The sequence below is a fragment of the Klebsiella sp. KP20-425-1 genome (assembly GCF_025813515.1).
Taxonomy (GTDB): Bacteria; Pseudomonadota; Gammaproteobacteria; order Enterobacterales; family Enterobacteriaceae; genus Klebsiella; species Klebsiella pneumoniae.
Window position 1 is genome coordinate 3,548,381 of record NZ_CP109614.1, and the last position, 19,487, is coordinate 3,567,867.

The 19,487-nt window shown below is 56.0% G+C and carries 21 protein-coding genes; 12 read left to right on the top strand and 9 right to left on the bottom strand.

What is annotated here, in order from left to right; all coding sequences use genetic code 11:
• Positions 1-118 precede the first annotated feature (118 nt).
• Genes OHJ17_RS17470 through OHJ17_RS17480 form a run of 3 tightly spaced genes read left to right on the top strand, consistent with a single transcriptional unit; the run spans position 119 to position 5,232 of the window.
• Entirely contained in the window at positions 119-1,204 is a 1,086-nt protein-coding gene (locus OHJ17_RS17470) for an efflux RND transporter periplasmic adaptor subunit (RefSeq protein ID WP_004147662.1), read from the top strand.
• Positions 1,205-4,270 (top strand): efflux RND transporter permease subunit, encoded by a 3,066-nt coding sequence (locus OHJ17_RS17475; protein WP_032432821.1) that lies wholly within the window; start codon positions 1,205-1,207, stop codon positions 4,268-4,270.
• 38 nt (positions 4,271-4,308) lie between these two features.
• Positions 4,309-5,232, top strand: a complete 924-nt coding sequence (locus OHJ17_RS17480) for an acyltransferase (RefSeq protein WP_072223227.1) — start codon at positions 4,309-4,311, stop codon at positions 5,230-5,232.
• Positions 5,233-5,248: 16 nt separating this feature from the next.
• On the opposite strand, the gene OHJ17_RS17485 is transcribed toward OHJ17_RS17480, so the two are convergent.
• Together OHJ17_RS17485 and OHJ17_RS17490 are read right to left on the bottom strand one after the other, a co-directional pair.
• Complete coding sequence (locus OHJ17_RS17485; RefSeq protein WP_002895283.1) at positions 5,249-5,755, bottom strand: hypothetical protein; 507 nt, start codon at positions 5,753-5,755, stop codon at positions 5,249-5,251.
• A 204-nt stretch (positions 5,756-5,959) separates the two neighbouring features.
• Positions 5,960-6,106, bottom strand: coding sequence for a hypothetical protein (locus OHJ17_RS17490; protein ID WP_009483834.1), 147 nt, complete (start codon positions 6,104-6,106; stop codon positions 5,960-5,962).
• A 384-nt stretch (positions 6,107-6,490) separates the two neighbouring features.
• Here OHJ17_RS17490 and OHJ17_RS17495 point away from each other — a divergent pair, with 384 nt between their 5' ends.
• The gene (locus OHJ17_RS17495; protein ID WP_002895280.1) at positions 6,491-6,703 is read left to right on the top strand and encodes a biofilm development regulator YmgB/AriR family protein; all 213 of its coding nucleotides are present in this window, start codon (positions 6,491-6,493) and stop codon (positions 6,701-6,703) included.
• An 81-nt stretch (positions 6,704-6,784) separates the two neighbouring features.
• A complete protein-coding gene (locus OHJ17_RS17500) occupies positions 6,785-7,339 on the top strand; it encodes a helix-turn-helix transcriptional regulator (RefSeq protein ID WP_004151695.1) in 555 nt (184 codons plus the stop codon).
• Between the two features lie 41 nt (positions 7,340-7,380).
• Here the strand turns inward: OHJ17_RS17500 and OHJ17_RS17505 are convergent, their stop codons facing one another.
• Positions 7,381-8,115, bottom strand: coding sequence for a MerR family transcriptional regulator (locus OHJ17_RS17505; protein ID WP_004176830.1), 735 nt, complete (start codon positions 8,113-8,115; stop codon positions 7,381-7,383).
• 155 nt (positions 8,116-8,270) lie between these two features.
• On the bottom strand, positions 8,271-9,482 hold the full coding sequence (locus OHJ17_RS17510) for a diguanylate phosphodiesterase (protein WP_004147656.1): 1,212 nt from the start codon (positions 9,480-9,482) through the stop codon (positions 8,271-8,273).
• A 329-nt stretch (positions 9,483-9,811) separates the two neighbouring features.
• On the opposite strand from OHJ17_RS17510, the gene ycgZ reads away from it, so the two are divergent.
• The 3 genes from ycgZ (at position 9,812) to OHJ17_RS17525 (ending at position 10,807) form a co-directional block, all read left to right on the top strand.
• Positions 9,812-10,057 carry a regulatory protein YcgZ gene (gene ycgZ, locus OHJ17_RS17515; protein ID WP_004151693.1) on the top strand — a complete coding sequence of 82 codons (246 nt, stop codon included), beginning with the start codon at positions 9,812-9,814 and terminating at the stop codon, positions 10,055-10,057.
• 126 nt (positions 10,058-10,183) lie between these two features.
• Complete coding sequence (locus OHJ17_RS17520; protein ID WP_032433858.1) at positions 10,184-10,489, top strand: hypothetical protein; 306 nt, start codon at positions 10,184-10,186, stop codon at positions 10,487-10,489.
• A 51-nt stretch (positions 10,490-10,540) separates the two neighbouring features.
• Positions 10,541-10,807 carry a biofilm development regulator YmgB/AriR family protein gene (locus tag OHJ17_RS17525; protein WP_002895168.1) on the top strand — a complete coding sequence of 89 codons (267 nt, stop codon included), beginning with the start codon at positions 10,541-10,543 and terminating at the stop codon, positions 10,805-10,807.
• A 110-nt stretch (positions 10,808-10,917) separates the two neighbouring features.
• Here the strand turns inward: OHJ17_RS17525 and pgl are convergent, their stop codons facing one another.
• Positions 10,918-11,913 carry a 6-phosphogluconolactonase gene (pgl, locus tag OHJ17_RS17530; protein ID WP_002895166.1) on the bottom strand — a complete coding sequence of 332 codons (996 nt, stop codon included), beginning with the start codon at positions 11,911-11,913 and terminating at the stop codon, positions 10,918-10,920.
• Between the two features lie 228 nt (positions 11,914-12,141).
• Here pgl and OHJ17_RS17535 point away from each other — a divergent pair, with 228 nt between their 5' ends.
• Positions 12,142-12,960: a pyridoxal phosphatase gene (locus OHJ17_RS17535; RefSeq protein ID WP_002895164.1), complete on the top strand. Its 819-nt coding sequence runs from the start codon at positions 12,142-12,144 to the stop codon at positions 12,958-12,960.
• On the opposite strand, the gene modC is transcribed toward OHJ17_RS17535, so the two are convergent.
• The 4 genes from modC to OHJ17_RS17555 all read right to left on the bottom strand — a co-directional run bounded on the left by modC (position 12,961) and on the right by OHJ17_RS17555 (position 15,776).
• On the bottom strand, positions 12,961-14,019 hold the full coding sequence (gene modC / locus OHJ17_RS17540; protein WP_020953483.1) for a molybdenum ABC transporter ATP-binding protein ModC: 1,059 nt from the start codon (positions 14,017-14,019) through the stop codon (positions 12,961-12,963). It abuts the gene before it with no gap.
• Between the two features lie 2 nt (positions 14,020-14,021).
• Positions 14,022-14,711 carry a molybdate ABC transporter permease subunit gene (modB, locus tag OHJ17_RS17545; RefSeq protein ID WP_019705950.1) on the bottom strand — a complete coding sequence of 230 codons (690 nt, stop codon included), beginning with the start codon at positions 14,709-14,711 and terminating at the stop codon, positions 14,022-14,024.
• On the bottom strand, positions 14,711-15,484 hold the full coding sequence (gene modA / locus OHJ17_RS17550) for a molybdate ABC transporter substrate-binding protein (RefSeq protein ID WP_004176834.1): 774 nt from the start codon (positions 15,482-15,484) through the stop codon (positions 14,711-14,713). Before modA ends, modB begins: the two co-directional genes overlap by 1 nt.
• 142 nt (positions 15,485-15,626) lie before the next feature.
• Positions 15,627-15,776 carry an AcrZ family multidrug efflux pump-associated protein gene (locus OHJ17_RS17555; RefSeq protein WP_002895156.1) on the bottom strand — a complete coding sequence of 50 codons (150 nt, stop codon included), beginning with the start codon at positions 15,774-15,776 and terminating at the stop codon, positions 15,627-15,629.
• Positions 15,777-15,928: 152 nt separating this feature from the next.
• Between OHJ17_RS17555 and modE the strand changes: the two genes are divergently transcribed.
• The 3 genes from modE to galE all read left to right on the top strand — a co-directional run bounded on the left by modE (position 15,929) and on the right by galE (position 19,483).
• Positions 15,929-16,717: a molybdenum-dependent transcriptional regulator gene (gene modE / locus OHJ17_RS17560; RefSeq protein WP_002895154.1), complete on the top strand. Its 789-nt coding sequence runs from the start codon at positions 15,929-15,931 to the stop codon at positions 16,715-16,717.
• Between the two features lie 67 nt (positions 16,718-16,784).
• Positions 16,785-18,257 carry a molybdate ABC transporter ATP-binding protein ModF gene (gene modF, locus OHJ17_RS17565; RefSeq protein WP_002895152.1) on the top strand — a complete coding sequence of 491 codons (1,473 nt, stop codon included), beginning with the start codon at positions 16,785-16,787 and terminating at the stop codon, positions 18,255-18,257.
• A gap of 209 nt (positions 18,258-18,466) precedes the next feature.
• Entirely contained in the window at positions 18,467-19,483 is a 1,017-nt protein-coding gene (galE, locus tag OHJ17_RS17570) for a UDP-glucose 4-epimerase GalE (protein ID WP_002895150.1), read from the top strand.
• Positions 19,484-19,487 lie beyond the last annotated feature (4 nt).

Sequence of the window (19,487 nt, forward strand, 5' to 3'; positions counted from 1 at the left end):
CATTGTCGCCTGCACAGCGGTGGGGCTCTTCACTTATCTGGTCGTCGCCGCTCTCGCAGAATAAGCAGGCGCCATGTAATAAAAATGTAAAATAAATCCTGAATCTGAGGGGAATATTGTGAACCGTTATTTTTCTCTCATCCCGGTTGTTATTATATTTACAACCGCTTGCGATCAGAAAGCACCCACCGTCGAGTCCGCCCCGCGCATGGTTAAAGTGGCGCAGGTGACCGCCGTGGGCAATACCCAGCAGCGAACGTTTCCGGCACGCATTGAGTCTGGCGATTCCACCGAACTGTCGTTTAAGCGGGGTGGCCAGGTGGAGTCGCTAGATATTCGTCAGGGGGCAAGCGTCGCCCAGGGGCAAACGCTGGCGCGCCTGAATGCCCGCGAGGCCCAGCAACGGGTCAATGAGCGGCAAACGGCGGCCACTCTCGCCCAGCGTCAATTCGACCGCTTCCAGACTCTGGCCGGGCGCCAGGCGATTTCCCAGGCGGAGATGGACGTGCAGCGCGCCAATCGCGATGCCGCCAATGCGGCCTTAAAAATCGCTCGCGAAGAGCTGGCGCAAATGAGCCTCATCGCGCCCTTTAGCGGGATTGCCGCCGGCGTGCATATCCGCAACCATCAGGTGGTCGCCGCCGGCCAACCGGTGATCACCCTGACGCGGACCGACCTGCTGGATGTGGTCTTCAGCATTCCCGAAAATCTGTTCACCTCCCTGGATATCCGCAATACCGCCTACCGTCCCGTCGTCAGGATCAATACCCTGCCGGGCCGCGAGTTTACCGCGGAATACAAAGAGCATACCGGCAGCAGCGACAATAGCACCCTCACCTGGCAGATCGTGTTAACCATGCCGCGGCCAGATGATTTTCCCGCCGTCGGCGGGGTCAGCGGCACCGTGACGGTCAATCTCGGCAATTTACCGGCCAGCGCCGGACGGGAAACCCTCATTGTGCCAGCGGAGGCGGTGTTTAACCCCGATAACCGGCCAAAGAACGAGCCGGTAGTCTGGGTGGTGAAAGGCGATAACGCGCATCGATATCTTGAGGAGCGTAAGGTCACCGTCGGCGAGGTGACTTCGCAGGGAGTGGCGATCACCGACGGTCTCCGCGCGGGTGAACAGGTGGTTGCGGCGGGCGTGAGCGAGCTGCATGCCGGGCAGCCGGTGCGGGTCTGGACGCGTGAACGAGGATTATAAATGGATATTTCCCGTCAGTTTATTAACAACCCGACCCGCGTCTGGTTAGCCATTTTGCTGTTAGGGGTGGGTGGCCTGCTCGCCCTGCTCAATATCGGCCGCCTGGAAGATCCCGCCTTCACCATCAAAACGGCGGTGATCGTCACCCACTACCCTGGCGCGTCCGCTCAGCAGGTGGAAGAGGAGGTTACCCTGCCGCTGGAAAACGCGATTCAGCAGCTTCCCTCGCTGGATAACGTCAGCTCCATCTCCTCGAATGGCTTATCGCAAATTACGGTGAATATTGCTTCGCAGTACCATTCCAGCGAGCTGCCGCAAATCTGGGATGAGCTACGTCGCCGGGTCGGTGACGCCAGCCGCCTTTTCCCCCCTGGCGTAGTCCCCCCTTTCGTCAACGATGACTTTGGCGATGTGTTTGGCTTTTTCTTCGCTATCTCGGGCGACAGTTTTACCAACCCGGAGCTGGTGCGCTATGCCGAACAGTTGCGCCGGGAGCTGGTGCTGGTGCCGGGGGTCGGTAAAGTCGCTATCGGCGGCGTCATTCCGCAGCAGATCAATGTGGATATCTCGCTGGCGAAGATGGCGGCGCGCGGGATCACCCTCAACCAGCTCGCCGCAATCCTGGCCCGACTCAACGTGGTGTCCAGCGCCGGGGAGATCCGCGTTGGCAGCGAATCGATCCGCCTCCACCCCACCGGTGAGTTTCAGAGCATCGATGAGCTGGGAGATCTGCTGGTCAGCCCTCACGGCGCCAGCGCCACCACCCGACTGCGGGATATTGCTACGCTGTCGCGCGGGCTAACCGACTCGCCGGCCAGTATCTATCATGCCAACGGGCGCCAGGCGGTGACCATGGGAGTTTCTTTTATCCCTGGCGTCAACGTTATTGACGTCGGCCACGCTCTCGAGGCCCGCCTCCAGCAGATGGCCGCCGACAAACCGGCGGGCATCGACATCGCTATTTTTTACGATCAGGCAGCTGAGGTCGCCCACTCGGTCAATGGCTTTATTACCAATTTTCTGATGGCCCTGGCGATTGTCGTCGGCGTGCTGCTGGTATTTATGGGGGTGCGCAGCGGGATTATTATTGCTCTGTCGCTGGCGCTCAACGTTCTCGGCACCCTGCTTATCATGTATATCTGGGGGATCGAACTACAACGGATCTCCCTCGGAGCGCTTATCATCGCCCTGAGTATGTTGGTGGACAATGCCATTGTGATTGTCGAAGGGGTGCTCATCGCCCGTCAGCAAGGCTCTCCGCTGCTTGGCGCGATTAACTATGTGATCCGTCGCTCTGCCCTGCCGCTGCTTGGCGCGACGATCATCGCCATCCTCGCCTTCGCGCCGATTGGCCTTTCCCAGGACTCTACCGGGGAGTATTGCAAATCGCTGTTCCAGGTGCTGCTGATCTCCCTGATGCTGAGCTGGTTTTCCGCTCTGACCATCACCCCGGTGCTTATTAAGTGGTGGTTGTTTAAAAACGCCCCGTCGGCCGCCGCCGCGGAGGAAAAGGCCGATCCTTACCGCGGCAGCTTTTACCGTGGCTATCAGCAGGCGCTGCGAATACTGCTGCAGCAAAAGACCCTGACCCTGGTGCTGATGGGCGCGCTGTTAGCCGGAGCGATCTGGGGCTTTACCTTTGTTCGGCAGAATTTTTTTCCGTCATCGAATACGCCTATATTCTTTGTCAACCTGTGGCTACCCTACGGTACCGATATAAACGCCACGGAGAAGATGACCCGGGATATCGAGCGGTCGATAGCCGGTCAGCCGGGGGTGGTCACCACCGTCTCCACCATCGGCCAGGGCAGTATGCGTTTCATTCTCACCTACAGTGGGCAGCGCCAGTACAGCAACTACGCGCAGATTATGGTGCGGATGGATGATCAACGCGGCATCGCCCCTGTCACCCGCCACGTGGAGGACTGGATTGCCAGAAACTACCCGCAGGTTAACGCCAGCACCAAACGCATTATGTTCGGCCCCTCCGGAGATAGCGCGATTGAGGTGCGCATTAAGGGCCCAGACCCGGATACGCTGCGCGCGCTGGCGAGTCAGGTAGGCGATATCCTCGCCGCGGACCCGGCGACCGACAGCGTGCGTAATGACTGGCAGAACCGCAGCAAAGTGATCCGCCCGCAGTATTCCCCGGCGCTGGGACGCGAGCTGGGGGTGGATAAACAGGATATTGATAACGCGCTGGAGATGAATTTCTCCGGGAGTCGCGCCGGGTTATATCGTGAAGGGGCCGATCTGCTGCCAGTGATCGTCCGGCCGCCGGAAGCAGAACGTCAGGATGCCAACCATCTGAATAATGTGCTGGTCTGGAGCCAGAGTCGCCAGCAATATATCCCGCTGAGTAACGTCATCAATGGTTTCGCCCTGGAGTGGGAAGATCCGTTGATCCTCCGCCGGGATCGTACCCGGGTGCTGACGGTCCAGACCGACCCCAGCCCGCTAAGCGGCCAAACCTCGGGTGATATTCTCGCGCGGGTGAAACCGCGCATTGACGCACTGCCGCTGCCCCACGGCTACCGTATCGAATGGGGCGGCGATGCCGAGAACTCCAGTGAGGCGCAGCAGGGACTGTTTACAACCCTGCCGCTTGGCTATCTGGTGATGTTTATCATAACGGTGCTGATGTTCAGTTCGCTGAAAAACGCCGTCGCCATCTGGCTGACCGTTCCGCTGGCGCTGATCGGGGTCACACCCGGCTTTCTGCTTACCGGCATCCCCTTCGGCTTTATGGCCTTAATCGGCTTGCTCAGCCTGAGCGGTATGCTGATCCGTAACGGCATTGTGCTGGTAGAAGAGATAGAGCAACAAAAACAGGAGAAAGATCAACGACAAGCTATTATTGATGCGGCAACCTCTCGTCTGCGGCCGATCCTGCTGACCGCCTTCACCACCGTACTTGGCCTGGCCCCGCTGCTGCGCGATGTCTTTTTCCAGAGTATGGCGGTGGTGATCATGTTCGGCCTCGCCTTTGCCACCGTGCTGACGCTGCTGGTTCTGCCGGTGATTTACGCCTGCTTTCACCATAAGGATATGACGCCTCAACGATGAACAGTACCGGTCTGAGCATTATCAAGACATTAGGCTGTATGACAGCGGTGACCTTTTTCACCATCTATAACACCTGGGATCGCTTTGATTATGACTATCACTGGATCCTCGGGCTGCTGACCTTTATCTCGACCATCGCGACGCCGCTGTTTTTTGTCGTGGCCGGCTATCTTGATGCGCAGACGCGCCACGATGCCAACTGGCAAATTGGTAAAATTAAAAACGTGGTCATCGTCTTTCTGTTTTGGGTGACGGTCTATTATGTCTGGGAGCCTTACCAGCGCGGCTACCTGATCCAGCCCTGGTTTATTTTCGCCCTGATTGTCATCTATACCTTTCATCCTTTGATCGCCTGGCTCAGCCAGCGGCGCGGGCTCTTTTTCGCCGTGCTCCTGACGCTGCTGTGCTGCTCCTACGGTTACGACCTGCTCTCGGTGATCTACCCGGACAGACATCTTTTCAGTTTGCCGCCGCAGTATCGCCTGTGGATATGGCTACTGTTTTATTTAACCGGGCAGTTGTTTAACGATCCAAAGGTCGCGGAGTGGATACGCAACCCACAGGTGATTAAAGGGTCGATTATCGCCCTGCCCTTTGTCTATTTATTTACCTGGTTTTATGAACGCCATTTCTTCTTCGCCCTGTTTAAAGCAGATCGTAATGCGTTCATTCTCACGGGATCGCAAATTTATATCCTGATCGTCCTGCTGGTGATCGCCGCTAACGCCGTGCAGTTTAAAAAGAACCGCGAGTGGAAAGAGGCCGTGCTGGCGACGGTCAGTAAAGCGATGACCGGGGTTTATATCCTCCACTATTCCGTGTTTCACCTGCTGGTGATGCTCATCCCTGTGCACTCGCTAGCCACCAAGTTGGGGGTAATAGCGCTGACCTTTGTCCTGTCGGTGCTCATTTCCCTTGCCGCGCTCTCCAGTACGCTGCTCAGGAAGGTGATTACCTTGTAACCGACAACGGGACGATTTAGCGGAAGCTCCACTGGATACTGATCACAAACACGCTGGGAATAATAATGCCGCTTTCAACGGCGAAATAATCGGTGAAGTTATACTGGATAGCGTGGTAGATATAGGGTGAAAAGCCGATCCCCGTGGCGTCCTTAAAGTCTTTATAGGAGCCATGATCGCCGCAATGCTCGAAGGCGTCGAAGAAGAATTCGCCGGTATAGCCGTAAACGCCTTTGAAGGTCCACCCGCTGCCGCTGTGGTACCAGTCTCTTCTCACCCCCAGCGCCAGGCAGCGATCGTTGAAGCTGTTATTCATAGTGCCAAGCAGAAGGCTGTATTTGGAGTCTGCAGAGAATTTCCGCTCCACTGAGAAAAAATGATTTTCGAAATTCTCTGTATATTGTCCGTGATTATTGGTCAGATGGTAAACATAGGAACCGGTATTCACCGAATAGAGGTTAAGTTCGTTCGCCTGCGCGAGAGAGGCTAACCCGGCCAGGAGCATCACGCTTTTGCCGCGCATTTTCCCTCCTCAGTCCTCAAGGCCTGTCCAGGGACAGAAAGCTTTTGCCGTATTTACCGGTCGTGACAGGGGTATAAGACTCGACAGGGAAATGGGGGAAAAATAACGATGCCAAACCGCCGCGTCGTTACCAAAAAGCGTAGCACAGCCCTTATTCGCCAACAAATCGAATGGGCCGTTTACGACATGGCAGACGTTACCCCTTTACCTTACTGTGCAAAAAGCAGACAAAGCCTCATCATATTTTCCGCTATGCTCAGACTCCGACGCGGAAGAAAGCCACCTGTCGACGACAGCGTTGCTGTTTACCCCTTCGCGCGTCGGCGCAATTTCATGCATTTCGCCAGCCATGACAGAATTTTCACAATTGGCTTTCTTCTACCATCATCAGCTTCTTCCCGCTGGTTTTACAGCTAAATCCTGCACAACCCGACTTTTCTGTACAAGTTATTACTTAATAAAATTATTATAAATCAACAAATTAAAACACACACAAAAAATAAGCCGTTACGTTGTACATATAGTAATGAAAAAAGTTGTACATAGTGAAATCAGCGTCTATAGTTTTGGAGTGTTAACTGCTTGTTGCGCAACAAAGCGGGGAAGCTTGACGATTGCGCAGCGAGTCGGACGGTGGTTCCTGGTTATACATTTCCTGTTCGTGACTTGGCGCGTACCAACGGTACGCTGCGACTTTTATTGTCTGTTTGCTTTATACGTGGGAGAGTTCGAGCTATGCATATTAAAAATACCATTCCAGCAGAGTTTGTCTTCAATTCGGCCCTGATGAAGAATATTGAGAATACGCTCATTAAGCAGCACAGAACGGTAAATAATGAGCGGATGATTACGGAAATCCAGCATCGTCTGCAAACGGAAAGTAACGAAATACTTTCCGATCTCTATCTGCAGGCGCTGGATATGCTGTACAGCAAACCTCATCATTAAATAAACCCACTGTGCTGGCAGCAGGCTTCGACCTGCTGTACCGGCGCGCCTGGGTCTCTATCGGCTAACTGAGGCAAAAAAATGTCACACCATAATACTTGCTATCGTTCTGAGCATTACGATCTGTGGTTTGATAATGGTTTTCTTCTCTATGGGATGTCGCTGATCCTGAATAGCCTGCCGGCATCTTACTTCCGCAAAAAACATGTTTTCTTCACCAGCGACAATTATTTCGCGGTACTGCAGCACAACTATAATCGGCGGGATACATTATTTATTCTGTTAACCGAAGGCAACGATCTTAATTTTCTTAGTGAACTGCCTATGCTGCGCTTACCGGCCAACTCGACGCCGGAAGAGTTAAAGATATTTCTGCATCAACCCACCCGCTATTACAAAACCCATCCGGCGCCAGGCGCCTCGGTGCAGTTTACCGAGCGGGAAAAGAAAGTTATTCAACTTATCAGCAATGGCGAAGCAGTCGCCAGCATTGGCCGGTCGCTAAACCTGCATATAAAAACCATTTATCAGATCCGGCTGAATCTGATTAAAAAGCTCGGCTGCAGCGGTAGAACCGATTTTTTTAATATCAGCCGCAGCGAAACGTTCAAATCCTGGAGCCAGATTCACCTGTAACCAAGCACTCAAGCCCTGATCCGCACCACGGATCGGGGCGCTTAATTTTGGCCGTGAAAATGGATGCTGAAGCCCTGCTCCTGCCAGTGGCTGAGCAGCTCCTCCTGCAGAGGCGTGGCGGCACGTCCGGTCCAGACGAAAATATGCTGCCCGGGAAATAGCTCAGGCCGCGGCGACTCCAGCGGTTCGGCGAGAACGTTGACATGCCAGCCGCGTTGGGAAAGACGCCATGCCTCCAGCCACAGACGCGTCCTGTCCTCATTGCTCCAGCCCACCAGCAGCGTCTCTTTGCCATTTTTTTTACGCGCTTCGGCGAGAAACAACGCTACGCAGTCAATTAACAGGCCGTCCAGCATGCTGCTAATCACCAGCGAGGTATTCTGATCCAGCTTGAGACGCTGTCGTACCGGCACTAACAGGCTATCGATGAGGGTGTCGACGGGGTGTTGATGACTGAGCGCCATTAATTTGGCGCGGATTCTGGCGGGCTGCATATAACGCAGAATGGACATCATCTCTTCCTGAAGATGCGCGGATTCGTCGCGCGCCGCCGGCAGGTTATCCTCCAGCAGCGCTTTGACTTTCCCTACTGATACACCGCGCTCTATCCAGCGCTTGATCTCTTCGATACGCAGGATATCTTCTTCATCAAATTGTCGATGCCCGCCTTCGCTACGCTGCGGTTTCAGTAGACCGTAACGACGCTGCCAGGCGCGCAGTGTGACCGGATTGATTCCGCAACGTTCGGCGACTTCACCGATACTGTAAAACGCCATAGCAGCCTCACATCAACCTGATACCTTAATACCTAAACTAACGAATTCAGGCATCCTGTACAACTCTATTTTCTTGTACAGATAAAGATATCAGGTTGCGGCTCACAGCGCCCGGGAAAAAAGATGAAAAAATGTTTAGCTGATTTCGCGGTGGTTCATTTTTTCTCCGGCCATGCGACGGCGGGTAGGCCCCCCAGGCGCGCGCTGGCGAACAAATTGCCCTGAAACTGTGAAATACCGGCTGATTCCAGCCACATCCACTCTTCAGCACGCTCAACGCCGACGGCTGAGACCGCAATCTCCAGAGAAGTACAGCATTTGATAATCGCCTGTACAATCGACTGGCGCGGTCCGTCCTGGTGGATATTGCGGATCAGCTCATGGTCGATTTTAATTCTGTCGGGTTGGTATTGCGCCAGCAGCGATAGCCCGGCAAACCCGGCGCCGAAGTGATCGATGGCAAGATTAATTCCCGCGCCCTTCAGTTTGCGCACCGCATCGGTAAAATCGTCCATCCGCGAAATCACTTCCCGCTCAGTGAACTCGACAATAATCTGCTCCGGAATAAGGTCATTGCGACTAATTTCGTCGAGCAGGAAAGCCACCGCATTCGGCGCTTTGACCATGGTCATCGGCAGTAAATTAATGCTTAACGCCTTATTACGTAAACCTAATTTTCCCGCCAGCGACAACGCCACCCGTTTACTGTGCAGGTCGGCGAGATAAATATCGTCCCCGGTCAGCCCGGCAAAATAGGCGCCGGGGGATTGCCCGTCCGGTGTACGCAACAGCGCTTCCCACGAAATAATTTCGCAGGCGAAAGGGTCGACAATCGGCTGGAAGGCAAAGGAACAACCTTCCGTATTATCGATAATCGGGGTATCAGGATAGAACGTCTCCTTATCAGGAATAAAAACCCAACTATCTGCGGAAGGAATCTCAAAATAGTTCGCTTTTTCTGTGGCTTCGACAAAAGTACGGAAAAATTGCAGCGCCCGGTCATCATAGGTGAGCTGATATTTTGACGTCCCCCGGTCCATCACCGCCTGCAGAACTTCCTCGCGATCGTGTTCGCGTAAATCAAACAGTTCCATCCCGACCTTACCAAAACGACGGGACGGCGCATAATCGCAAAGCAACTCCACCAGATTATAGTGGCGAGGATCCCGGCAGATATGCTGATAAATATCCTGAACCTTTTCTTCAGGCCCCTCAATGAGTTGAAAAAAATGCGTCCCGTTAAAAAGTAAAATACCGGTGACGTCCGCCTGCCCATTTCTTTCGTTTGCCCTGGCGACCATGGCCTCGATCGATTTGAATGAGACATTGTCGCAGATATGGCTGCGATAAATGATGGTGGTTAGCATAGTGATTCCAGATGGGAGGGATAAGCATTCACAGTAGCAGTTATCAGACTAAGGGTCTCGTAAAACTACGTTTTGTCTTAACAAAAAAGATACACTAAAAATCCCTTTTTTGTGCAAGGTTTTCCCTTTTTTTCTTTCCTTGTACAACATGCAACGCTAAACCCCACCTTTACAAGCCAGAACCGCGCCAGGCAAAAAAAATTAAACAATTAAAAATCATATAGTTAAACTAACATGAATCATTATTGTGCAACTTTGTGTGTACAGGTTAATAATTATTGTATAAGTTTAATGGCAGTTAACAGATGAATGAAATGAAAGGAGCACATATGCAGCAGAATGGTTACATTCCAGATACAGCGAACGCAATTGCCCAGTATTTCAACAAAGCATCTTTGCCTTCCCAGCAGGAAACCCTGGGTCAGATCGTGATGGATATTCTTAACGAAGGGCGTCATCTCAACCGCAAAGCGCTATGCACCAAACTGTTGAGCCGCCTGGACCGCGCTCGCGCGCCGGAGGAAGAGAGCCACTATCAGACCTTAATTGGTCTGCTGTTTGCTGGCCAGGAATAACGCCATCGATCGTCGCCTGTTGCAGCGCCGCAGTAGCAGATGAGGGGCGATCGCTTCCACAAACCTGCTGCTGACCTGAATGCCGTTCGCCTATTCAGGAAAAGGGTGGCATGCATAGAGACGGTTATGAATAACAGTGAAACTGAGGAAATAACCGATGAAATCATCGGCGAGGCGGTTCTAGCGCTTCTGAAAACGAATCGCCCGATTACCACCCCGACCCTGCTGGTTCGACTTCGGTTAATGCAGGCGACAGAACCAGATCGCCAGCGTAGAAAGATCATCGCTGCCGTGATCGAAGAAATTTGCGCGAAGCTTATCCGTCAGCGGAAGTACGCGCCTTTACAGGTAAAGAAAATCAATGGCCGTTGGGAAACCAGAGGTTCGCTGGCGCCAGACAGCATGCCGTCGGAAGTTAAAAAGATCCACTGATTATCCCAACCATGGTGAATTAAACAGAGTGAGAATGTGATGAGACAGACTATGCATCAGCAACCAGATATTTACGCAAGACTGCAGGACACCGCGCTCTCCGACTATTTCCGTAACGCCGGTGATAAACTGGTTGATGAGTCCGCCGTCATGTCGCTCGCCATCAACAGTATTCTCCAGTCCGAGGGTCACCTGAACAATAAGGCCATTATTTTATGGCTGATTCAGGCGCTGGAAACCACCGATGACGTGGTGACCGCGGACGTGATCCGAAAAACGCTGGAGATTGTCGTTGGCTACACCATGGACGATATCTAACGTCGTCACGCTTCTGGCCCGCCAGGACAACGCCTTCTCCGCAGAGCCTGTCCGCTCTGAGCAAAAAAAACCTCGCTAAGGCGAGGTTTTTTCTTTTACCTGATGGCGGTTCAGTGGGCGTTGACCACCACCCACATCGGCCCCTGCCCAACCGCATAGCGGCCTTTCTCCTGCAGCAGTCCCTGCTCACCGACGATATCGTACACCGCGATATGGTGCGACTTCTGCCCGGCGGCAATGAGATATTTACCGCTGTGATCGAGGTTAAAGCCGCGCGGCTGGGTCTCGGTAGGCTGATAGCCTTCCACCGCCAGCACGCTACCATCTTCCGAAACGCTGAATACCGTGATGATGCTGGCGGTACGATCGCAGGCGTAAAGATGACGGCCATCCGGGGTGATATGAATATCCGCCGCCCAGCGCACGCCGCTAAAATCAGGCGGCATCATATCCAGGGTCTGTACACATTCGATGTTGCCCTTAGGATCTTTCAGCTCCCAGACGTCAATCGAGCTGTTTAGCTCATTGACGCAGTAACCATACTGCTGGTTGGGATGGAATACCATGTGACGCGGACCGGCGCCCTCGACGGTCGTCACTTCCGCGGGCTCCTGTGCCGAAAGGAAACCATCGTCGCTGAGGGTAAACAGGCAAATGCGATCCTGCTTCAGCGCCGGCACCCACAGGGTGCGATTATCCGGGGAGATATTGGCCGAGTGGCAGCCTTCCAGCCCTTCCACCACGGTGATGGTTTCGCCCGGCAGGCCGTCGTGCAGCGGGGTCACGCTGACACAGCCCTGATTGTAGGAGGCGCTGAAGACAAAGCGGCCATGACGATCGGTAGAGATATGGGTCGGGCTGCCCGGCAGCGCAGCTTCGCCCGCAAAGGTTAACGCCCCGTTATCCGGCGTGATGCGATAGGCCAGCACGCGAAACTCCGGACGAACGCCAACGTACAGAAATTCCTTGTTGGGGCTGACCACCATCGGCTGGACCTGCCCTGGGGCATCAACCACCTGCACCAGCGTCAGTTTGCCGTCCGCTTCAAGACTCCAGACATGGATTTGTTGGCTTTCCGGGCTGGCGGTATAAACGGTTTGTTTCATGACTACTCCTTCCCTCACTGCACGTGGAATTTTCATTTTCAGGATAACAGCACCCTGAAAATTATAAGACATCCGCCCATGATACTCGCATCGTCCGCCGAATTTCCGCCGGACGGCGGCACAAAGGGCATACAGACATTCACGACAGATGTGGAAAAATTGGTCCTGACGCCACGGCGGTGTACCATCATGGCCAGGTCACTTTTCAACATCAACCGGAAATAACACATGACAACACGCGTGATTGCCCTGGATTTAGACGGCACCCTGCTTACCAGCAAAAAAACCATTCTGCCCGCTTCGCTGGAGGCGCTGGCCCGCGCCAGAGAGGCAGGCTATCAGGTCATCGTCGTCACCGGACGTCATCACGTCGCTATCCATCCTTTTTATCAGGCACTGGCTCTCGATACACCTGCAATTTGTTGTAATGGCACCTATTTGTATGATTATCACGCAAAAAAGGTTTTGGCCGCCGATCCTATGCCGGTAGAGCAAGCGGTAAGCCTCACTGCCATGCTCGCCAAACAGCAGATCCACGGCCTGGCATATGTGGACGACGCGATGCTTTATGAACACCCCACCGGGCATGTGATCCGCACCCGCAACTGGGCGCAGGCGTTACCGGAAGATCAGCGTCCGGTTTTCGCTCAGGTCGATTCGCTGGCGCAGGCGGTTCGCGAAGTTAACGCGGTATGGAAATTCGCTCTCACCGATGACGACATTCCCCGCCTGCAGCGGTTTGCGCAGCAGGTTGGCGAGACGCTGGGCCTCGAGTGCGAATGGTCGTGGCACGATCAGGTAGATATCGCGCGCGCCGGCAACAGCAAAGGCAAACGCCTGGCGCAATGGGTGGCCGACCAGGGGCTGTCGATGCAGGATGTGGTGGCCTTCGGCGATAACTACAACGATCTTAGCATGCTGGAAGCGGCGGGCACCGGGGTGGCGATGGGCAACGCGGTGGACGAGGTGAAAGCCCGCGCCAACATAGTCATCGGCGACAATGAGTCCACGAGCATCGCCGAGTTTATCTACCGCCAACTGCTGTAATCAGGCGGCGATCGACACGCTTTTGATCTGGGCAAACACCTGCTGACCTGGCGCTATCGCCAGGTCGTCCCGCGCCCATGGGCTAATCCTGGCCCATAGCAGACGGCCACTCACTCTGAGCTGCACTTCAATCTGTCCGTTGACCTCCAGACACTGAGCCACCTCGGCGCGCAAGATATTGCGGATGCTGGTCCCGGACGGCTGGGCCAGTGTCAGCGAAACGTCCGACGCCTGAATGCGGATCCGTGCGGTGTCGCCTGCGGGACGTTCGAGCCGGTTGACCCACAGCAACTGGTCTCCCAGCGCCAGGGCCGTCATCGCATACTGCGGGTGCTGCGCGGCGACGGTGGCGCTAAGGATCGTACTCTGCTGTTCCGCCGGCAGCCAGGGGTGCATCACGCTGCTGCTCCAGACCTCCTCCAGCGGACCGAAAGCTTTCACCTTACCGGCCTCCAGCACCAGCACACGATCGGCCAGATGCTGGATCTCATCCAGCGAGTGGCTGACGTAGAGCATCGGAATATGGATCTCCTGCGCCAGCCGCTGCAGGTAGGGCAATAGCTCGCGTTTGCGCGGAATGTCCAGCGAGGCCAGCGGCTCATCCAGCAGCAGCAGCTCCGGCGCGGTCAGCAGAGCGCGGCCGATAGCCACTCGCTGCTTTTCGCCGCCGGATAACCGGCCCGGCAGCCGATCCAGCAAGGGCGCAATCCCCAGCAGATCCACCAGCTTATCGAACTGGCTGACCATGGATTTCGCCATCCCATACTGCAGATTGCCGCGCACTTTATAATGGGGAAACAGGCGCGCATCCTGAAAGACATAGCCGATACGGCGCTGCTCCGGCGCCAGGCAGATACGCTGCGCGGTGTCGTTCAGCACCCTGCCGTTGAGCACGATCCGCCCCGCCTGGGGTCGGGTCAGGCCGCTGATGGCGTTAATCAACGAGGTTTTGCCCGCGCCGGAGACGCCAAAGACGGCGGTGATCCCGCTGGCGGGCAGAGTTTCACAGATCTGCAGGCAGTGGCTACCGAGGGTCTGGGTAAAGTCCAGCTCCAGCATCATTATCCTCCCATGCGCTGGCGGCTCACGCGGGCCAGCCATTCCGAAATCAGCAGCGAAACCAGCGCCAGACCGATGGCGACGAGGCAGAGGCGGGCCGCCGCCCCCTCCCCGCCCGGGGTTTGAATCAAGGTGTACATAGCCGAAGGGAGGGTGCGCGTTTCACCGGGAATATTGGAAACGAACGTGATGGTCGCGCCAAACTCCCCTAACGAGCGGGCGAAGGCCAGCACCGTGCCGACAATAATTCCCGGCAGAGTCAACGGCAACGTAATGGTCAAAAATACCCGCCAGCGGCTGGCCCCGAGGGTTCTCGCCGCTTGCTCCAGTTTGACGTCCACCCCTTCCAGCGCCAGGCGAATGGCGCGCACCATCAGCGGGAAAGACATCACCGCCGCCGCCAGCACCGCCCCGCGCCAGCTAAAAGCAAAGCTGATGCCGAACCAGTCATACAGCCAGCTGCCAATAAACCCGCGCCGCCCCATGGCCACCAGCAGCAGGTACCCCACCACCACCGGAGGCAGCACCAGCGGCAGATGGAGAATACTGTCGAGCAGGGCCTTGCCGGGAAAGGTGCGCCGGACCAGCAGCCAGGAAAAAAAGATGCCAAAGGGCAGGCTCAAGGCCACCGCCAGGGAGGAGACTTTCAGGCTCAGCAGCACCGCCTGCCATTCGGGTTCGCTCAGAAACATCAGCGGGTGGTAAATCCGTAACGTTTAAAGATAGCGGACGCTTCCGGCCCTTTCAGGTAGTCATAGAAGGCGCTCACAGCCGCATTGCGGTGCCCATCGACAATCGCCAGCGGGTACTCGACTTTCTGATGCGAGGCTTCCGGGAAGGTGCCGACCACTTTCACCCCCTTGCTGGCCACGGCATCGGAGCCATAGACAATCCCCAGCGGCGCTTCGTTGCGCTCCACCAGCGCCAGCGCACCGCGCACGTCTTCAGCCGGGGCGAGCTTCGGCGACAACGTCTCCCAGGCACCGAGTTTCTGCAGTGCCTCTTTGGCATAGATACCGGCCGGGACATGCTGTGGATCGCCCACCGCCAGACGGCCTCCTTTCAGCAGGCTGGTCCAGTCGGTTTTCTCATCAATGGTTATCGCCCCCTGCGCACTGGCTTTCGGCGCGACCACTACCAGGCTGTTGCCAAGCAGAGTGGCGCGGGTTGCCGGATCGATGGCCTTTTTATCTGCCGCGTAATCCATCCATTTCTGATCGGCGGAGATAAACAGGTCCGCTGGCGCACCCGCTTCTATCTGCCGCGCCAGCGTCGAAGACGAGGCAAACGACGACACGACCTCGACGTTTTTTTCTTTCTTGTACGCCTGGGCAATATCCTGCATCGCGTTGGTTAACGATGCGGCGGCGAAAACGGTCACTTTACCCTCTGCCGCCAGCGCCTGACCCGCGACGCACAGCGTGAGTGATACCCCGACAACCCCGCGTAACCAAGAACCTGCCATCTTACTCTCCTGTCAATGCGTTATGTAGTCGATAATATAACGATATGCGAAGCGTTTTTATAGTGACACAGGACAATAAAACGAAGGGAAATGATACAGGAGGGAAATAGCACAGCGCCCGGTTAAACCGGGCGCCGGGAAATCAGTGATTTTGCTGGCTGCGATCTTTGTGGCCTACGCCGGAGAAGAGGTTGAACACTTCGCCAAGACCGTAAATCAGTCCCAGGATGACCGCCATCACCACCGGTACCATGATGACCGCAAAAACCAGACTTTTCAAAAGCTCTAACATGGTTCACTCCAGATAGTATGATTTCCTGATTGTAACGATTTCAGCCGAAAAAACACGTCCCATTTGTGCGGTGGGTAATGACCAACCGCGCAGAGAGGTTTTGCAAGTGGGCGACTATCGGTCACAATACCCTTTTTTGTCAGGAAACGATTATGCAGGCCGAAATTCTTCTCACCCTTAAGCTACAGCAGCGCCTGTTTGCCGATCCGCGGCGGATCGCCCTGCTCAAACAGATTGACCAGACCGGTTCGATAAGCCAGGGGGCGAAGCATGCGGGTATCAGCTATAAGAGCGCTTGGGATGCCATCAATGAGATGAACCAGCTCAGCGAACAACCGCTGGTGGATCGCGCCACCGGAGGAAAGGGCGGCGGCGGCGCGGTGCTGACCCGCTACGGGCAGCGTCTGATCCAGCTGTACGATCTGCTGGCGCAGATCCAGCAGAAAGCGTTTGATGTACTCAGCGATGACGATGCCCTGCCGCTGGATAGCCTGCTGGCGGCCATCTCGCGCTTTTCCCTGCAGACCAGCGCCCGCAACCAGTGGTTCGGCACCATTACCGGCCGCGATCGCCAGCAGGTGCAGCAGCACGTGGAAGTACTGTTGGCTGACGGAAAAACCCGCCTGAACGTCGCCATCACCGCCCAAAGCGCTGAGAAGCTGGGACTCGATGAGGGCCAGGAGGTGCTGGTCCTGCTCAAAGCGCCATGGGTCGGCATCACCCTCGATCCCGCAGCAGCCCGCCAGGCCGATAACCAGCTGTCGGGACGTATCAGTCATATCGAATGCGGGTCCGGACAGTGCGAAGTACTGATGACCCTGGCGGACGGTCAAACCCTGTGCGCCACCCTGCCACAGGCGCAGGCCGCTGGCCTGGCGGAAGGAACGGAGGCGATCGCTTACTTCAATGCCGATCGCATCATTCTCGCGACGTTATGCTGACCCCATTGACATTACGCGCCTGAAGTCGTATCCCTGATGCACATCGCTGCAAAAAATGGGATACATCATGTCATCATTGCAAATTTCGCAAGGCACGTTTCGCCTGAGCGATACAAAGACCTTAAAAATAGACCACCTGAGCGTGGCGGCGGGTGAAAGCTGGGCGTTCGTCGGCAGCAACGGCAGCGGCAAATCCGCCCTCGCGCGAGCCCTGGCCGGCGACCTGCCCCTGCTCAGCGGCCAGCGCGAAAGCCATTTCTCCCGCGTGACCCGCCTCTCCTTCGAACAGTTGCAGAAGCTGGTCAGCGACGAGTGGCAGCGCAATAACACCGACCTGCTCAGCCCAGGCGAAGAAGATACCGGCCGCACCACCGCGGAGATTATCCAGGATGAGGTGAAAGATCCTGCCCGCTGCGCGCGCCTGGCTGAACAGTTTGGCATCAGCGCCCTGCTGGACCGCCGGTTTAAATACCTGTCGACCGGGGAAACGCGTAAGACCCTGCTGTGTCAGGCCCTGATGACCGATCCGCAACTGCTGATCCTCGATGAACCTTTCGACGGTCTCGACGTCAACTCCCGCCAGCAGCTGGCTGCCCTGCTGGCCGACCTGCACAGCGCCGGCATCACCCTGGTGCTGGTGCTCAACCGTTTCGATGAGATCCCGGAGTTTGTGCAATTCGCCGGCGTGCTGGCTGACTGCACCCTCAGCGAGACCGGCGAGAAGTCTTCCCTGCTGCAGCAGGCGCTGGTCGCCCAGCTGGCGCACAGTGAAAAACTGGACGGCATCACCCTGCCGGAGCCGGATGTCCCACCGGCCCGTCATGCGCTGGCAGACTCGGCGCCGCGTATCGTGCTCAACGACGGCGTGGTCTCCTATAACGATCGCCCGGTCATCAATCACCTCTCATGGACCGTGAATCCAGGCGAACACTGGCAGATCGTCGGTCCCAACGGCGCCGGTAAATCTACGCTGCTGAGCCTGGTCACCGGGGATCATCCGCAGGGCTACAGCAACGATCTCACGCTCTTTGGCCGCCGGCGCGGCAGCGGTGAGACCATCTGGGATATTAAAAAGCATATCGGCTACGTCAGCAGCAGCCTGCATCTGGACTACCGGGTCAGCACCAACGTCCGCAACGTCATCCTGTCGGGCTATTTTGACTCGATCGGCATTTATCAGGCGGTCTCCGACAAGCAGCATAAGCTGGTGCAGCAATGGCTGGATATTCTCGGCATCGATAAGCGCACCGCCGACGCGCCGTTTCACAGTCTGTCGTGGGGCCAGCAGCGGCTGGCGCTTATCGTCCGCGCGCTGGTGAAGCATCCAACCCTGCTGATCCTCGATGAACCGCTGCAGGGGCTGGACCCCCTCAACCGCCAGCTGGTGCGCCGCTTTGTCGACGTGTTGATTGGCGAAGGGGCCACACAGCTGCTGTTTGTCTCGCACCATGCGGAAGATGCCCCGGACTGTATTACCCATCGCCTGGCGTTCGTTCCCAGTGGAGACGGTTACACTTATCAGCTCGGCCCCGTGGCCTGACGCCCCCTGCCGGGGATCGAAAGATCCCTGGTATTTTTGAGAAAAATAGCGCCAAAATAATATAATGACATGTTTTTAAATCAAAATATATTCAATGATATCATTTCGCCCTTGAGTGTAAACGATTCCACTAACTTGTGCTATGTCACACTTTTCACTTCTTTGATATGCTATCTTCCTCACAAACGATAAGCCGAATGGAGCGAATCATGAAAGTTCTGGTTACAGGTGGTAGCGGTTACATTGGAAGTCATACCTGCGTTCAACTGCTGCAGCAGGGACACGAGGTGGTGATCCTCGACAATCTCTGCAACAGCAAGCGCAGCGTACTGCCGGTGATTGAACGTCTCGGCGGCAAAGAAGCCACCTTTATTGAAGGCGATATTCGTAACGAAGCGCTGATGACGGAGATCCTCCACGATCACGCCATTGAGGCGGTGATCCACTTCGCCGGGCTGAAAGCCGTCGGGGAGTCCGTCGCCAAGCCGCTGGAATATTACGACAATAACGTCACCGGCACACTGAAATTAGTCTCTGCCATGCGCGCCGCTGGCGTGAAGAACTTTATCTTTAGCTCCTCCGCTACCGTCTACGGCGATCAGCCGAAAATCCCGTATGTCGAAAGCTTCCCGACCGGCACCCCGCAAAGCCCCTACGGCAAAAGCAAGCTGATGGTGGAGCAGATCCTGACCGACCTGCAGAAAGCCCAGCCGGAGTGGAGCATTGCCCTGCTGCGCTACTTCAACCCGGTCGGCGCCCACCCGTCGGGCGACATGGGGGAAGACCCGCAGGGGATCCCGAACAACCTGATGCCCTACATCGCCCAGGTCGCCGTTGGCCGTCGCGAATCGCTGGCCATTTTTGGTAACGACTATCCGACCGAAGATGGTACCGGCGTGCGCGATTACATCCATGTGATGGACCTCGCCGATGGCCACGTCGCGGCCATGGAAAAACTGGCTGACAAAGCCGGGGTGCATATCTACAACCTTGGCGCCGGCGTCGGCAGCAGCGTGCTCGACGTAGTCAATGCTTTCAGCAAGGCCTGCGGCAAACCCATTAACTACCATTTCGCGCCGCGCCGCGATGGCGACCTCCCGGCCTACTGGGCGGATGCTGCCAAGGCCGACCGCGAGCTGAACTGGCGCGTAACGCGCAACCTGGACGAAATGGCGCAGGACACCTGGCACTGGCAGTCCCGTCATCCGCAGGGTTATCCAGACTAAGGAA

What these genes read in the sequence shown, in the direction of transcription:
- OHJ17_RS17475 (WP_032432821.1), top strand. Translation starts at nt 1,205, where the DNA reads ATGGATATTTCCCGTCAGTTTATTAACAACCCGACCCGCGTCTGGTTA.
- OHJ17_RS17480 (WP_072223227.1), top strand. Translation starts at nt 4,309, where the DNA reads ATGACAGCGGTGACCTTTTTCACCATCTATAACACCTGGGATCGCTTT.
- OHJ17_RS17485 (WP_002895283.1), bottom strand. Translation starts at nt 5,755, where the DNA reads ATGCGCGGCAAAAGCGTGATGCTCCTGGCCGGGTTAGCCTCTCTCGCG.
- OHJ17_RS17490 (WP_009483834.1), bottom strand. Translation starts at nt 6,106, where the DNA reads ATGGCTGGCGAAATGCATGAAATTGCGCCGACGCGCGAAGGGGTAAAC.
- OHJ17_RS17495 (WP_002895280.1), top strand. Translation starts at nt 6,491, where the DNA reads ATGCATATTAAAAATACCATTCCAGCAGAGTTTGTCTTCAATTCGGCC.
- OHJ17_RS17500 (WP_004151695.1), top strand. Translation starts at nt 6,785, where the DNA reads ATGTCACACCATAATACTTGCTATCGTTCTGAGCATTACGATCTGTGG.
- OHJ17_RS17505 (WP_004176830.1), bottom strand. Translation starts at nt 8,115, where the DNA reads ATGGCGTTTTACAGTATCGGTGAAGTCGCCGAACGTTGCGGAATCAAT.
- OHJ17_RS17510 (WP_004147656.1), bottom strand. Translation starts at nt 9,482, where the DNA reads ATGCTAACCACCATCATTTATCGCAGCCATATCTGCGACAATGTCTCA.
- ycgZ (WP_004151693.1), top strand. Translation starts at nt 9,812, where the DNA reads ATGCAGCAGAATGGTTACATTCCAGATACAGCGAACGCAATTGCCCAG.
- OHJ17_RS17520 (WP_032433858.1), top strand. Translation starts at nt 10,184, where the DNA reads ATGAATAACAGTGAAACTGAGGAAATAACCGATGAAATCATCGGCGAG.
- OHJ17_RS17525 (WP_002895168.1), top strand. Translation starts at nt 10,541, where the DNA reads ATGCATCAGCAACCAGATATTTACGCAAGACTGCAGGACACCGCGCTC.
- pgl (WP_002895166.1), bottom strand. Translation starts at nt 11,913, where the DNA reads ATGAAACAAACCGTTTATACCGCCAGCCCGGAAAGCCAACAAATCCAT.
- OHJ17_RS17535 (WP_002895164.1), top strand. Translation starts at nt 12,142, where the DNA reads ATGACAACACGCGTGATTGCCCTGGATTTAGACGGCACCCTGCTTACC.
- modC (WP_020953483.1), bottom strand. Translation starts at nt 14,019, where the DNA reads ATGCTGGAGCTGGACTTTACCCAGACCCTCGGTAGCCACTGCCTGCAG.
- modB (WP_019705950.1), bottom strand. Translation starts at nt 14,711, where the DNA reads ATGTTTCTGAGCGAACCCGAATGGCAGGCGGTGCTGCTGAGCCTGAAA.
- modA (WP_004176834.1), bottom strand. Translation starts at nt 15,484, where the DNA reads ATGGCAGGTTCTTGGTTACGCGGGGTTGTCGGGGTATCACTCACGCTG.
- OHJ17_RS17555 (WP_002895156.1), bottom strand. Translation starts at nt 15,776, where the DNA reads ATGTTAGAGCTTTTGAAAAGTCTGGTTTTTGCGGTCATCATGGTACCG.
- modE (WP_002895154.1), top strand. Translation starts at nt 15,929, where the DNA reads ATGCAGGCCGAAATTCTTCTCACCCTTAAGCTACAGCAGCGCCTGTTT.
- modF (WP_002895152.1), top strand. Translation starts at nt 16,785, where the DNA reads ATGTCATCATTGCAAATTTCGCAAGGCACGTTTCGCCTGAGCGATACA.
- galE (WP_002895150.1), top strand. Translation starts at nt 18,467, where the DNA reads ATGAAAGTTCTGGTTACAGGTGGTAGCGGTTACATTGGAAGTCATACC.